The 14,919-nt window shown below is 49.0% G+C and carries 12 protein-coding genes; 8 read left to right on the top strand and 4 right to left on the bottom strand.

What is annotated here, in order from left to right:
- The first annotated feature begins 66 nt into the window (after positions 1 to 66).
- The gene (locus VN24_RS08555) at positions 67 to 600 is read left to right on the top strand and encodes a general stress protein (protein WP_045670052.1); all 534 of its coding nucleotides are present in this window, start codon (positions 67 to 69) and stop codon (positions 598 to 600) included.
- Between the two features lie 69 nt (positions 601 to 669).
- Entirely contained in the window at positions 670 to 858 is a 189-nt protein-coding gene (locus tag VN24_RS08550) for a DUF2188 domain-containing protein (protein WP_045670051.1), read from the top strand.
- Positions 859 to 942: 84 nt separating this feature from the next.
- On the opposite strand, the gene VN24_RS08545 is transcribed toward VN24_RS08550, so the two are convergent.
- Positions 943 to 2,127, bottom strand: coding sequence for a stalk domain-containing protein (locus tag VN24_RS08545; RefSeq protein ID WP_045670050.1), 1,185 nt, complete (start codon positions 2,125 to 2,127; stop codon positions 943 to 945).
- A gap of 214 nt (positions 2,128 to 2,341) precedes the next feature.
- Here VN24_RS08545 and VN24_RS08540 point away from each other — a divergent pair, with 214 nt between their 5' ends.
- From VN24_RS08540 to VN24_RS08510, 6 genes are all read left to right on the top strand, one after another.
- The gene (locus VN24_RS08540) at positions 2,342 to 2,788 is read left to right on the top strand and encodes a MarR family winged helix-turn-helix transcriptional regulator (RefSeq protein WP_045670049.1); all 447 of its coding nucleotides are present in this window, start codon (positions 2,342 to 2,344) and stop codon (positions 2,786 to 2,788) included.
- Between the two features lie 12 nt (positions 2,789 to 2,800).
- Positions 2,801 to 4,120 (top strand): MFS transporter, encoded by a 1,320-nt coding sequence (locus tag VN24_RS08535; RefSeq protein WP_238590865.1) that lies wholly within the window; start codon positions 2,801 to 2,803, stop codon positions 4,118 to 4,120.
- A gap of 91 nt (positions 4,121 to 4,211) precedes the next feature.
- Complete coding sequence (locus tag VN24_RS08530) at positions 4,212 to 4,742, top strand: type 1 glutamine amidotransferase domain-containing protein (protein ID WP_045670048.1); 531 nt, start codon at positions 4,212 to 4,214, stop codon at positions 4,740 to 4,742.
- A 285-nt stretch (positions 4,743 to 5,027) separates the two neighbouring features.
- Complete coding sequence (locus VN24_RS08525) at positions 5,028 to 5,534, top strand: CcdC family protein (protein ID WP_045670047.1); 507 nt, start codon at positions 5,028 to 5,030, stop codon at positions 5,532 to 5,534.
- Positions 5,535 to 5,566: 32 nt separating this feature from the next.
- Complete coding sequence (locus VN24_RS08520) at positions 5,567 to 6,076, top strand: glutathione peroxidase (protein WP_045670046.1); 510 nt, start codon at positions 5,567 to 5,569, stop codon at positions 6,074 to 6,076.
- A gap of 319 nt (positions 6,077 to 6,395) precedes the next feature.
- The gene (locus VN24_RS08510) at positions 6,396 to 8,057 is read left to right on the top strand and encodes a glutamine--tRNA ligase/YqeY domain fusion protein (RefSeq protein ID WP_045670044.1); all 1,662 of its coding nucleotides are present in this window, start codon (positions 6,396 to 6,398) and stop codon (positions 8,055 to 8,057) included.
- A 343-nt stretch (positions 8,058 to 8,400) separates the two neighbouring features.
- Here VN24_RS08510 and VN24_RS08500 read toward each other — a convergent pair whose 3' ends face one another.
- From VN24_RS08500 to VN24_RS08490, 3 genes are all read right to left on the bottom strand, one after another.
- A complete protein-coding gene (locus tag VN24_RS08500; RefSeq protein WP_045670042.1) occupies positions 8,401 to 9,966 on the bottom strand; it encodes an S-layer homology domain-containing protein in 1,566 nt (521 codons plus the stop codon).
- 147 nt (positions 9,967 to 10,113) lie between these two features.
- Positions 10,114 to 12,477: an O-antigen ligase family protein gene (locus VN24_RS08495; RefSeq protein ID WP_045670041.1), complete on the bottom strand. Its 2,364-nt coding sequence runs from the start codon at positions 12,475 to 12,477 to the stop codon at positions 10,114 to 10,116.
- 383 nt (positions 12,478 to 12,860) lie between these two features.
- Positions 12,861 to 14,918 carry a hypothetical protein gene (locus tag VN24_RS08490; protein ID WP_045670040.1) on the bottom strand — a complete coding sequence of 686 codons (2,058 nt, stop codon included), beginning with the start codon at positions 14,916 to 14,918 and terminating at the stop codon, positions 12,861 to 12,863.
- Between the last annotated feature and the right edge of the window lies 1 nt (position 14,919).

The raw sequence follows: 14,919 nt of genomic DNA, 5'->3' as shown, positions 1-14,919 counted from the left end.
CGATAGGGGTAAAGAGGCATACGAACAACTTAGAAATCTTGAAATCATCACCGGGAGGGATACATGATGGCAAGAAGACTAGTTGGCGTATTCGAGCAGGAGCAGCAGGCGGTTGATGCGATAGAGGATTTGAAAAGGCACGGGTATTCGCCTAGCGATATATCGATTGTGACGCGGGACCGCGACCGCTTGTCGGCCATGTCGGAAGAAACGGGCTCGATGGCGCCCGAAGGGATGGCAGCGGGAGTGACGACCGGAGGCATTGCGGGCGGAGCGCTCGGTCTGCTTGCAGGCCTCGGCGCATTGGCCATTCCGGGCATTGGCCCTATTTTGGCTGCCGGTCCGATCGCCGCTGCGCTCAGTGGCGCGGTCGCCGGAGCGGGAGCCCTGGGTCTGGTAGGAGGACTTGTCGGCCTCGGCATTCCGCAGCAGGAAGCGGAGGAATACGAAGGCCATATTAAGAACGACCGCATTCTGGTCATGGTGCAGGCTGACGAGTCGGAAGCTGCGGCCGTGAGCGGCATACTGCGTCGTCATGAGTCGCTAAACCGGGACCGCTATCTGGAATACGACGCATATGAGGATAACAAGCTGGTGTAACGCCGCGGAGCCGATAGAGCCGCTTCTGCCGCCGCAAGCATCGATGCGAACCGAAAGGAGGACATCAACATGCCATGGACCAAAAGCGATTACCCCGTATCCATGAAAAACCTTGAGCCGCGCGTCCGAAGCAAAGCGGTCGAAATTGCCAATGCGCTGCTGGAAGACGGGTACGGGGAAGGACGGGCGATTGCCATTGCGACTGCCCAGGCGAAGGAATGGAACGAGCATCATCCCGAGCATCGTCGGCACCGTTGAGAAATCGCACAACTACCGCTGATAAGCTGCGCAAACATGTGAAACCCGCCGGGGACGTTTCCCCGGCGGGTTTTTTTCGAAGCGTTATTTTGCCATATCCGTTCCGCTAGCCGCATCATCCAGCGTAATGGTTACGGAATCGGTGCCGTAGCTGATTTTGGCATTCAAAATGACGTTAAAGAACGAGAGCGGCACGTACATTTTGCCGGTTTTGTCGATAATCGGCGCCGTGCCGAGTGTAATCGGGGCCATTTTATTTACCGTATAATAGTCTTTATTTTTTGTAACGGACGTCCATTGATTGCCCTTGGTCAGCTCGGCCGAGCTCGTGGGCTGGTCCCACTTGAGCGTGTAGCCGAGAGCGGACGCAATCAGCCGCAGCGGAGCCATCGCGACGCCGTCCTTGCTCATGTAAAGCCCGGCTTGCGAAGCCGGGATCGTCGTGCTCCCCGCTTTGACCGCCATGCCGCTCAGGTCGCCGTCGGCGGAATCGCCGTCATCCTTTTGCGGAATCGGTAGGGTGAACTCCAGCATGCCTGCGGCGTAAGGACCGATCTCGCCGGGCTGGAACACGATTTGCACGGCGCCATTTTTCACATAAAACGGTTGGTCGTCTGCGATGGTCGTAAAAGAATCGACGCCGGATTGATCTGAATTTTTGGCGATGTCGGCGGCGATCTTTTTGTTAATGATCGATTTGTAGTCGCTCCCGAACAAGCTTTTGAGCGTTACGGCAGCTGCGGTCTTGCTGTTGGTCACATTGAAACCGTTTTTGACGGTCATGCCGTGCGCTCCTCCGGTATAGATATAGCGGGTCTGAACGAGCGAAAAAATATAATTGTCCGCGGTGCCGCCGCCGGCCGTCATTTCATAGTCCATCACCAGCTCGTAGGGGTGGAAGGTGTAGTCTTCGATTTCCTTCGAGCTGTTGTAATCGACTTGCGCCGGCTGTTTCATTGCCTCCAGATCGTTCATCGCCGTATTGTAAATTTTCGAATTCAATTCCTTTTGATAGACGGTATCGGCCATTCCGCTTATGACCGGAATTTTAAGCTTTGCCGTGTACGTCTCGGTGCTTTGCTCCACCGTTTTCGTTGTCACCGTGATTTTGCTTTGCACAGGCTGCGAAGAAGGGGCGCCGGTTTCCGCTGCCGGGTTGGATGAAGAAGCGGCGTCTGCTGCGAAAGCGGAAGCTCCGGTCAGGATCAGACTTCCCGCTATGCCCAGAGCCGCGAGCCGTAATGGTAACGGGAAACGTTTCGTTGTCATTGCCACTAGCCTCCGGATAAAATGAATTTGCAGTCAATATAGATCATACCACGTGAATAAACAAATGTGATTATATCCTAAACGACTAAAAATGCGATAAAGTTACAAAATCGTTAAGGTAAATCATTCCTGCAAAGAACGGGAGCAGTTGACGGGATTTATTGTTATAAATATAGTTGTTGTATAAACTAATATTAAAAAAGGGGCTTGGTCTATGAATCGGGAAGGTCTGGACGGATCGATCGGTTTTTTGATGGGAGTGACGTACCGCAAGCTTTCCCATCTGCTGCTGCAACGGCTGAAGGATTACGATATTACGCCCGAGCAGTGGTCCGTTTTGTACCGCATTCAAGAGATGGACGGCTGTATCCAGAAAGAAATCGCGGAACGTTCCGGAAAAGACAAGCCGACGACGACACGCATACTGGATGCGCTGGAGGCGAAGGGGCTTGTCAGGCGCAAAATTGGCGAAAACGACCGCCGCTCCTTCCGCATTACGATAACGGATAAAGGCAAGGAACTGATCCGGCAAACGGAGCCGATTGAGAAAAAAGCGGTGCAGGACGCGGCAGCCGGGTTGTCGGACGGCGAAATCGAGACGCTCCTCCGTCTGCTGCGCCACATCGGAGACAACGTGGACGGGCTGAGCGGGAAAGAGTAAGGAGGAAGCGGTTTGGACGGGAAGCGGAAGCAAGAATGGGAGCGGATGGAGCAGCCCCTGCAAATAAAGCTGTGGACGACTTCTTTTATTACGCTCACCCTTTGTTATTTTTTGCTGTTTTTTTGTGTGCAGCTGCTGATGTCGCCTTTGCCCAGTTATGTAAAAGAAACGTTTCATCCCGGCGACTTTACGGTCAGTCTCGCGATCAGCCTGTTCGCGGCTTCGGCTATCGCAGCGCGGTTTGCCGCGGCGGCGCTCATGCGCAAGGTGCAGCGCGGTACAATTTTGTTTGGCGGCATTATGCTGGCGGCCGGAGCAACGATCGCGTACCCTTATGCCTCGTCGGTCGGCTTGCTGCTGCTGCTTCGCGTGCTGTTTGGCTTCGGCTTCGGGGCGGCCAGCACCGTGATGCCCACGCTTGTGACGCAGATCATTCCGCCCCGCCGCCTCGGCGAAGGAATCGGATATTTCGGCCTGTCCACAAGCTTGGCCATGTCGATCGGTCCGACAATCGGCCTTTACGTGCTCGACTCGTACGGATTCGGGCTGCTGACCGTTATCGGGGCTGCCTCAACCATTCTGATCGTGCCGCTTCTGCTGCTGACGCGCAGCATTCCACCGCAGCCTGCCCATCCGGCCGTTCTGAGAATTGCCGCCGCCGCAGAGGTTAGTCCGGGAGATCGGCGTGGGCCGGTCATCCCGGGCAATACCGGAGATGCCGGCACGGGAGCGGCCCGTGCAGCGGCAGTCGGTTCCGGGAGCGAGTACAGCAGTATAACGCGCCAGCTTTTGCCGGCGCTGCTTAATGCGCTTTTGTCGATTACGTACGGAGGACTGCTCGGCTTCATCGCTCTGTTCGGAAAGGAAGTCCATTTGGCGCAGGTCGGGTTATTTTTTCTGTTCAACTCCGTCACGGTATTGATCGTCCGCCCGATATCGGGCCGCATATTCGACCGCTACGGCCATGCGCCGATTCTTATTCCGGGTTCGGCTGTTGTGGCGGCCGCTCTCGCACTGCTGTCGTATTCCGACACTTTGGCGCTGCTGACCGTTTCGGCGCTTATGTACGGCCTCGGCTTCGGGGCAATTCAGCCGACGATTCAGGCATGGATGCTTCGTGTCACACCGCCGGAAAAGCACGCCTCCGCCAACAGCCTTTTTTACAGTTCGATCGACTTCGGCATTGCCGCAGGTTCGATGCTGCTCGGTATCGTCGCGTCTTACGCCGGCTACGCCGGCATGTACCGGTACGCGGCGGTGATGATGATCTTTTTCCTGCTTGTCTACTTGGCTTCCATATTCGCCGGGCGAAGGCAGAGATTTTTCATATAAAAGAAACAAAATTGTGCGGTCGGCGATTCTAATCCGGCGGGCAGGGTAATAATAGAGCGTGCATAAAAAACCGTTAAAGGAGTGGATCCATATGGCTAAAATCGCATTTTTGCTGGGACCGCAGTTTGAGGACAGTGAAATGCAAAAACCGTATAACGCCATCCGGTCGGAAGGGCACGAAACGGTTATTATCGGTCTGAAGGCCGGAGAAAAATTGGAAGGCAAGCAAAAGCAGGCGCAATATACGACGGAGCTCGCCATAAAAGACGCAAAAGCGGACGATTACGACGCTGTTGTCATTCCGGGCGGTTCTTCGCCGGAGTCGCTGCGGCTTGATCCGGACATTCAAAACTTTGTCCGTCAGATCGACCAGAAGGGCAAAACGATTGCAGCCATCTGTCATGGCCCGCAAATATTGATCAGCGCAGGACTGGCAAATGGTCACACGCTCACAAGCTATCCGCCGCTGCAGGATGATTTGAAAAATGCAGGTGCGGTCTTTGAAAACAAGGAAGTTATCGTGGACCGCAACATCATCACGTCGCGCACGCCGAAGGACGAACCCGCGTTTATCCGGGAGACGCTGAAAGCTTTGGCAAGCAAAGCGGTCCAGCGGGCTTAACGCTTTAAGGCGCCGAGTTTATTGCGCCCGATAATGGCATAAGTCATGCCAAAATTGCTTATGGCGAATCAACAATCGCTTAAGGCGCGGCAGCAGTCGCTTTAATGGTCTCAATATCGGTCCACCGACCGAATGCCTATCCGGCTCAAACGAGCAGGGTAGGCGTTTTTTTGTGCCCCGTTACAGACGCTTCCCATTATTTGCAGAACGGGCCAAATTCAAGTACGATGAAGAGAAAGCATGGTTCTATCTTTAACCGGATCGTAAAAAAGGAGTGAACACCGGATGCCCGAGAGTATCCATGTGCCGCAGTTTTTGTCTATCGTCGTGTCGCTGCTGGCAGGGCTCGCAATCGTAATGCTGCGTGTGAGGGCGACGAACAAACCGACGACCGCCCGCAAAATTATCATTCCGCCGCTTGGCATGGCTACCGGATTTCTGATGTTCGTCGTTCCCGAGACGCACATCCCGTGGAGCTGGGCGCTGGGCGCCTTTGCCGCCGGAGTGCTGCTGTTCTCGCTGCCGCTCATTCAGACTTCCAAAATGGAATGGGTCGGAGACGATATTTTTTTGCGCCGCTCCAAAGCGTTCATTTATATTATTCTCGGTTTGCTGATCGTCCGGCTGCTGCTGCATGACATCGTAGAACGGTATGTGTCGGTTTACCAGACGGCATCCGTGTTTTTTTTGCTCGCGTTCGGCATGCTCGTCCCGTGGCGTCTTGCCATGCTGCAGCGGTACCGCAAGCTCCAGAATGAACGGATCGGAACGTCAGCGAAGACGGTTCGATAACCGTTATCCATTAATCGGAGGAGGAATGTAGGGTGACTATTTACGACTTTTCTCTGCAAACGATCAAAGGTGAAGAGCAAACTCTCGCAGATTACAAGGGCAAGGTGCTCGTCATCGTCAACACGGCCAGCAAGTGCGGGCTTACGCCTCAGTACGAAGGACTGCAAAAGCTCTACGAACAATATCATGAGCAGGGGCTCGAAATTTTGGGCTTCCCGAGCAATCAGTTTGCAGGGCAGGAGCCGGGCAGCAATGCCGAAGTGGAAAGCTTTTGCCAGTTGAATTATGGGGTGACGTTTCCCTTGTTTTCCAAAACCGATGTCAACGGTCCGGATGCCCATCCGCTGTTCAAGCATTTAATTGAAGCAGCGCCCTTCCAAGGGGCCGACACGGCAGCGACAGGCGGCGAGGAGCCGGATAACAACGACATTAAATGGAATTTTACGAAATTTCTCATCGACCGCGATGGCCATGTCGTCAAACGTTTCGAACCGAAAGTGGAGCCGGCCGCAATGGCTGCGGATATCGAGAAACAGCTATAAGACGCGCATAAAGACAGGCAGCTGTTTTGCAGATGAACCCGTACGTATACAGCCGCCCGATCGCATCGTTTTTATGGAAGCTTATCTGCATGTGGACTGACAGCCGTCAGGCTGCGCTGCAAAGTACGCCTAAGCCGGCGGCCGCAGGAGAAGAGAAACACTCTTTCCTTCCGGCCGCTTTCTCGTATGAATCCGCATCCCCTGCCGCCCGCAGCAAAAGCAGCCTTCTTGCCGTTATATTCACCCTTCCCCTTATATTTCATAGCGTTTTTGTGTAAAATAAGAGGATACTCATTCCTCGTGGGAAAGGTTGGTCGCAATGGAAAACAACACATCATCCTCGAACTTTATTCGTCAAATTGTGGCCGAGGATCTGAAAAGCGGACGAACCCGTCAAGTCATCACCCGCTTTCCGCCCGAACCGAACGGTTATCTTCATATTGGTCATGCCAAATCGATTTGCCTGAACTTTGAGCTGGCGGACGATGTGGGGGGACGGACGAATCTCCGTTTTGACGACACGAATCCGGTGAAAGAAGATACGGAATATGTAGAATCGATCCAAGACGATGTAAAGTGGCTCGGCTTCGAGTGGGAAGAGCTGCATTTTGCTTCCGACTATTTCGAAGAGCTGTACGAGCGTGCCGAGCTGTTGATCCGCAAAGGAAAAGCGTACGTTTGCGATTTGAGCGCCGACCAAATCCGCGAGCTGCGCGGCACCCTTACCGAGCCGGGTACAAACAGCCCCTACAGGGACCGTTCCGTAGAGGAAAATCTCGATCTGTTCCGCCGCATGCGGGCTGGGGAGTTTCGCGATGGAGAGCGGGTGCTGCGGGCAAAAATCGACATGAGCTCGCCGAACATCAACATGCGCGATCCGGTGTTGTACCGCATTGCCCATGCCCACCATCACCGTACCGGCGATGCGTGGTGCATCTACCCGATGTACGATTACGCGCATCCGCTCAGCGATGCCATCGAAGGCGTCACGCATTCGATCTGTACGCTCGAATTCGAAGATCACCGTCCGCTCTACGACTGGACGATCGCCGAATGCGAAATGGAGTCCGAACCGCATCAATACGAATTCGGCCGTTTGAATCTTACGAACACCGTCATGAGCAAACGGAAGCTGAAGCAGCTCGTAGACGAGAAGGTGGTGGACGGCTGGGACGATCCGCGGATGCCTACCATCAGCGGCTTGCGCCGAAAGGGTTACACCCCGGAATCGATTCGTGCCTTCTGCCGTGCAATCGGCGTTTCCAAAGGTTACGGCCTTGTCGACGAACGGATGCTGGAGCATTTTATCCGGGAAGATTTGAAGCTGAAGGCGCTGCGCACGATGGGCATTATCCGTCCGCTTAAAGTGGTTATTACCAATTACCCGGAAGGGCAGGTCGAGATGCTGGAAGCGGAAAACAACGCCGAGAACGAAGAGCTGGGGACGCGTCAAATTCCGTTTTCGCGGGAGATTTACATTGAGCAAGACGACTTCATGGAAAATCCGCCGGCCAAATATTTCCGCTTGTTCCCGGGCAATGAAGTACGTTTAAAGCACGCTTACTTTATCAAATGCGAGGAAGTCATTAAGGACGCAAGCGGCAATGTGATCGAGCTTCGCTGCACGTACGACCCGGAAACGAAGAGCGGTTCCGGCTTTACCGGCCGTAAAGTAAAAGGAACGCTGCATTGGGTGGAAGCGTCGCAAGCCGTTCCTGCCGAGTTCCGTCTCTACGAACCGTTAATTACAAGCGAAGCCGAAGAGACCGGCAAACCGTTCCTGGAGTGCATCAACCCCGGCTCGCTCGAAATTTTGGACGGCTATGTGGAACGAAATATGTCCGGTGCGCAAGGCCAGGAGAAGTTCCAATTTTTCCGCCACGGCTACTTCAACGTCGACCCGAAGCTTTCCGCGGACGACAAGCTGGTCTTCAATCGGATTGTGTCGCTGAAAAGCTCCTTTGATCCGGCAAAGGGGTAATTGTAGAATCGCGTTAGACGGACGAATTAAAGTATTACACCAAAATCGTATTAAGACCGAGCCTTAATTCAAAACTCCGACGCCAAACGGTTAAAGCCGCTACGTCGGAGCTTTGTTTTTGATCATTGCAAAAGATAAACGCAAGGGGCGCCTTTTGTCACTATCTCCTCTCTCCTCCGATGCCCATCGTTTCGTCACTCTATTAAAGGATAAAAGCAAACGGCTAAAGGATAAAAGCAAAAGGCTAAAGGATAAAAGCAAAAGGCTAAAGGATAAAAGCAAAATGCTAAAGACAAAAAAAAAAGCGACCCGAAGGTCGCTTTCTCTGCTGATATAAGTAGGATTAATCGATGAGATCAGCTTTTGTCAGGAAACGGTAAACCATCGTTGCAGCTTCAGCACGGTTTGCGCTCAGGTTGCCGGCAACTTTCGTTGCAGTTTGACCTTGAACAACACCAGCTTTCACAGCAGCGGCTACTTCACCTTTTGCCCAACCAAGAGTAGCAGTGTCGGTAAAGTTAGCGAGCGCAGCGGAAGCTTCCGCATCCGTCAGCTTGCTTTCCACACCGGCATATTCCAGGGCGCGTACGACCATGGCTGCCAGCTCTTTACGGCTGATGTTCGCGTTCGGTTTGAAAGAACCGTCTTCGTAACCATTGACGATGCCTGCTTCAGCAGCAGCGGCTACAGCACCGGAGTACCATTTGCCGGATGCAACGTCTTTGAATTCCGAAGTACCGGTTGCTTCGATACCAAGCGAGCGAACGATCAGAGCCGCGAATTCTGCACGAGTGATGTTGCGTTTCGGTTCGAACAAGTTTTTGCCCGTTCCTTCAACGATCAACTTCTCGGACAGAGCGGTCACATCAGCTTTCGCCCAGTGGACGAGCAAATCCGTGAATTTCACGGAAGGCGCTTGAATGACCGTGTAGATGGAGTTACCGTCGCGTTTCAGTGTAGCGATCGTTTTGCCGTCAACCGTTGCGAAAGTGGAAGGCACGAATGTCAACTCTTTCGTCACCGGATTGTACACAACGCCCGTTACAGTAGCCGCAACAGCACCAGGGTTCAGAGCGAACGTACGGGAAACCAGTTGCCCGAATTTCTCGATCGGAAGCTCTTTACCGCCGCCAACTGCAGTGACTTTGAAGTCGAATGCTCCAGCCACTGGAGTAGCGCCGATTGCATAAACCGCATCCGCTACAGCTTTTTCAGCCGCACCGGACAGCTTCGTCAATTCTACGCGAATGATGAGATCGTTCAGAGAAACTCCGAGGCTTTTCGCCAGATCTTCAAGCTTCAGCGCTTTCAGAGGAAGCGTGTAAGACGTACCGTCCGCTTTGTAAAGCGTCAGCGTCTCACCTGCAGTCAATGCGCTCGCAGGCAGGTTAACAACATCTGTTTTCACTTCAACACGAGCGTTTTTGTCAGCCGTCAGAAGTGCTTTCAGCGCGTCACCGTTGATCGAGCCGTCAGGGTTGACGACTGTTCCAGGGGTAACGACACCGCCACCACCGATGAAAATCGGGGAGGAGCTGTTGTATACAGCTTGAGTTACCGGTGTTCCGTTTTTGTAGAAGTATTTGAGTGTCAAATACGTCGACGAAGTAACGGTTCCCGTGAAGTTGTAGTAACCGGCTTGATCATATGTAGCATAAACCGTGTTGACTACTTTACCCGCGTCATCATAAACGCTGATTACGACCCGTCCTTGCGAATCAAGATATACATCTTTGTTCACATAGGTGTCGCCCGTAATGTATACTTTACCTGTTACCGTACCCGAAGCTGAATTGTAGGACAGATCCGAAAAGCCGGTAGCAGCAAAGGCCAAAATCGGAGACAAGGCAGAAACCAGCATCATGAAGACGAGGACTGCAGCTGTTTTTTTCGTTACAAGCTTTTTCATTATATTTTCACCTCCTTTCAAGTTGTATATAAATTCCATCGTTTTCAAAGGAAAGGTAAAAATAGAAGAAAAAAGATAGAGACCAGAAGGAATTATATCCTACTTTCTCACAGAATAGAAGAACAAAAATTGGTAAATTAAAATAATCTAATTCTCTTTTTCCAACGCTTCAAGAAGCCCCTTCTCTTGTATATCGGCGGCGATCAACTTGGTTTGTAGATCTTCATCATTTTTTCCGGTTGCATGCAAAGCGGCGAGGTAATAGCGAACAATGACTCTATTGCTTTGTTCTTGAAGATTGTCGCTGATTGCCGGATTTAACGTTTCAATCGCCGACGAAAAATCTTTGTTGGCATATTGAATTTGGGCGATAATAAGACGAACAGCGGGTGACACATCAAAGCGCCGTCCTTGAAGCTGCTCGGGCGGCAAGGCCTTCAGTTGTTCCGTCCGCTCCACGATGATGTTGTACAACTCGGTCGCACGGTTCCATTTGGCAGCAGATTGGTCCGGATTACTCGGTTTCTCGCGATTGCCGGCATCATAATATTCCTGAATCGTTGTTTCATAGAAATCAATGTCCCAAGGGAATTTAGAGATGCCTTCTTCTAGCGAAGCTATCGCATTTTCGTAATTCTGGGTGTCCTTGTAATATCTGTACTCTGCTAATATTATTTGACGCTCATAGGGGGACATAAGTTTCGCTTTGTCCAAGATTTTTTTTCCATTGTCCAGATAGGCGGCATTCCCCGTCTGTGCGAAAGCCTGCGACATCCAATCGGCTTCTACAAGCGAATAATGAGGATTCGCCGGCGCAAACGAGATCGCTTTCTCCAGTGGAACGAGCAGCTCCTGAAGCGGTCTCTTTTCCGCAGCGTAAGCAAGCGCCTTGTCAAATTGCACATGCGAGGCATATTGCCGGTAGCTGACCACCATCATGAGGATGGAGAGAAGCGTCAGAGCCGAAGGAAAAATCAGTCTCAGAGCATTTCGTTTGAACTGAAGACCTTCGATCTTCAATTCCCGACCGTAGACGCCGATCATGCAGCCAAGACAAAAAAACACAAGCGAAGATATACTTATATAACTCATATCAAAATCGATGAAACTGTGAAGCAGGATCGATATCGAAAAAATAAAAAAGATAATATGGCTGCCTCTTTTTTCTGGATACCGGAAGTAGCTGCGGATGTAGAAGAAGAAAACGGCAGCGAAGAATGCGGCATGCACAAGCAGGCCAAGCCAGCCCACTTCCACAAGCATTTGAATCGGATAACTATGGGCCTGATTACTTGTATACGGATTTGTTTGATACTGCTGGTAGAGCGCCTTCCAGGCTCCGCCCCCGGCACCGACGAGCGGGTGATCGGCGGCGATTTTCAACCCGTTCCGGTAAAAGGTTTCCCGTTCCAGAACACTGTGCTGCCTAAAATTAAGATTCTCCAGCCGATCGGCAATATTGGCAGGCAGCAGTCCGCGGACAGCACTGCTCGAAAGGACAATTGCAGCTCCAACAATAACAATAATAAGCAGAGCCGCAGGAGCAAGAAAAGCGGAGCTTTTCATTGCACTGACTTTTTGAAGCTTACGCTCTAGCCACGGCTCGATCCACTTCGCTACAGCTAACGACAGGAGCGCCGTTACGAGCGATGCTGCCAGAAGCACGCCCCATCCTTTCAGCGGCAGCGCGCTCCAGAGCGATATTGACTGTGCGGCTTTTACTCCTTCAACCGGCTGCACCTGCTGGGCGATGGTCGTTGAGATGGATTCCATTTGATTCAAAATGATAAAAGTAACCAGAGTCGAGAGCATAAGGTAAACCAGATAGGATAGCTGTTTGGCCAGCTTAAAGAACGGAAGCAATATAAGAATGACGACCGGAACGATTACGATCGCGGCTCGTGAAAAAGTCAGCATAAAGGACACAAGAACCGGAACGAGCATAAAAGCGTGAATAAACCGCCACGGATAGCGGACCGCGTGAGCGGTATAGTAAAGAGCCACCAGGAGAACGGCAATTAAAACTGCAGCATATGTATTCGGATACTGAAACACAGACGTCAACCGGTAATTGCCCATCGTAAACCAGAGTGCGTCGGGGGTGTAGATTTGGCCGAACAGATTGATCAAACCGAAAATGACCAATATGTAGCCGGAAAGTACAAGAATTCCCTCGAGCGTTTTTCTGGAGGAAGGAGTATCATTGAAATAGACGCCAAAAACAAAAAATCCCGCGAGGCCGAAGCTGATGACAGTCAAGATTTGAGCGTCATTAACGGACACGGCGTTGAAAGACGATATGAAGTAAAAGATCGGCAGCAGCCAGACGGAGACGGAAAGGACGGCCTGCCAATTATTTTCCCGCCAAACCTTGAAGATATGCAACGACATCACAATGAAAAAGAAGAAGCCGTACAGCATCGCGCCCGTAATTTTCTTTTCAAAGGAGAAGTCGAACCCGTTAAACAGCGCGGTTTGAAACGGAAAGGCAAGAAAGAAGATGGCAGCCATTATGATGCCCGCCCATTTGATGAGAGAGACGTCAGATTCTACCTTTTTTTGATACCTGGGTGGTGAAGGTTGTCGATTCATGGTAAACTCCTTAACCCATTATTTATCCTGCTAGGATTTTATAAAATATTATAATATTAGTTTGAAGTACTTGACTATCTAATAATAAAATAATAAACCCTAGTTTAGCTTGGTTGTACTTCATTTAAAGTCTATAAATGATAATTGTCAAATTGAGATACGTAATTTATATAGCAGATGGATAAATTTTACTAAAAATAGAGAGCAGTAGATGCTAGCTGTTTTAAAGCTTATCGCACCTCCTGCCATTAATTTTAGCTTTTAAGGGATGTTAAATCTGATCTAAATTGATACGGTGTAGTCTAATTAATATTTACCATGACACTTAACTCCCTAGTATCTCCGTTATGACTTGTGTTGTTAGGAACAAAAATTTCCTGTGCCTCAAACTTGATAGATTCATTAACAATCGTTATTTCAACGGTTTCATTTGGATTAAGATGAATAGTTTTAAAATCAGAACTATTATCGGACTGAATATTAATGGAGACACCATTAGGCATGTCAGAAGCAGGAGGTGCAGTTAAAGTAACCGAGATGTTTTTATTCTTTGCACGTATACTCCATTGTTTTCCTGCCCAATGTCTATTATCTGGGCCTTTGCCAAGAATTTTTTCAATATTATAAATATCTCCTTCGAATGAAACATTCGCTAAATCTGAAGGTACATTCCATAAAACAGCGCCATTCGGGCCTTCTATTGGTTTTCCTAGCAGCGAATTAAGATTATTCAAAAAATCGTTAGACATCTGAGTTTTAATAGGAATATATAAAATTTTTTCTACCTTCATTCTTCCAATTAAACTTGAGATAAACTCTGCTGAAATTTTGTTAGGGTCATTTGAAAAGTAATTTAAGGAATCCCTGTAAGCATCTAATGCCGAATCTTTTTTAGTAAAACCATAGACGTCAGAAGTCGGGAAATAATAACCCGTCTCAGCCAGTAAATGCATTACAGTTGGAAAATGGTCAGTGTATATTGCAGTAGGACGATCCTTTAGTTCGTTATAAATCTCCGTTCCAGCTGAAATATCCTTTAAAATTGCTGGCTGTGAAGTAGACATAAACGGTACTGAGGGAAACCATGTAGCAGCGACAATTCCTAAAAGAACAAAAGGAACGGCGGAGTAAAGCTTGGCGCGTTTTTTTTTCTTTAGTACTTTTTCAAACCCTATTAAAATAATTAATAGAGCAGCAATATCTCCATACAACATAAGCCGTGACGGGAGGGCGTGTTCAATCAAAGGCAGATGCTCAAAAATCATCCATGGGAGAACAATCTTCGTTGATGTTAAGCCGAGAATATGCAAATAAGATCCCATTGATAAAATACTAATAATAAAGAAAAATACCGATAATATTTTTATTATTTGGTTATTCCATTGATGCTGCACAAAAAATATTATTAAAATAATTAGCGGAATTCCTAAATATCCATTGCTCTCTGCAAAATTCCCTGTGAAGAAAGCCGTGACTTGATTAACGGTGTTTCCTGTAAGCTCATGAACAGGTGTAGGTAAAATAAAATTCAGTAAATCATTCACATAAACGTTCTTTAGCTGGTACACTTGCCCAGAAATATTAAAGTAAGGGCCAAAGAAGAGATAGTACAAGCCAGGTGAAACTAAAATGACGAAAGAAACTACTAAAATAATATAGCATTTCCATGAAAATAGCTTTAAAAACTGAAATAAAGCCGTACGATAAAATAGTAAAAAAAGAACAAACACGATGGCAAACGATAAAAAAGCTGTCGCAAATATTTCACTGGAAGTATAAAACTGAAAGGCAAGCAGCAGACCAAAAAGGACACTGTACAGATAGGGCTTTTTTACACCTTTTACTGCTGCTGAAATAATCATATGGATAATAGCAAAGACGACAACTGTTGATGTTAGATTAATATGACCAGACAAGTGAGCGGTCGTATAGGGCATCATGGAGACTAAGACGCCACCAAAAATAGAAAGCCATTTGCGAATACCTAGCATTCGGAGAATCGATTCAAATAACAAGGCAGAAATCATTAAATTAAGAAAAAATATCAAATTGTAAACAAAATATGTACTAGTTAGATAAATTAATGGACCAAACAATAAACCTTCAGCAAGTAAAGAAGTATTAGCCATTAAATTTAGTCCGCTTGGATAGTTAAGATAAGTTGTCGTAAAAGGACTTTGACCATTTAAAATGGAATGCCAGAACCATCCCAGGTACCACATGAATTGTTCAGGATCTCCATTTCCTCCAATATGTTTAGTTAACGGGTGAAAAGCAACATCGCCTAAATATATTAATGCTACAGTTAAATAGAAAAGTAATGAAATCACATAACCCTTCTTAATAAAAGACAAGTTCATT

The sequence above is a fragment of the Paenibacillus beijingensis genome (assembly GCF_000961095.1).
Classification (GTDB): domain Bacteria; phylum Bacillota; class Bacilli; order Paenibacillales; family Paenibacillaceae; genus Paenibacillus_O; species Paenibacillus_O beijingensis.
Note: the sequence above shows the minus strand (reverse complement) of the source record. Positions and strands in the feature narration are given on the sequence as shown.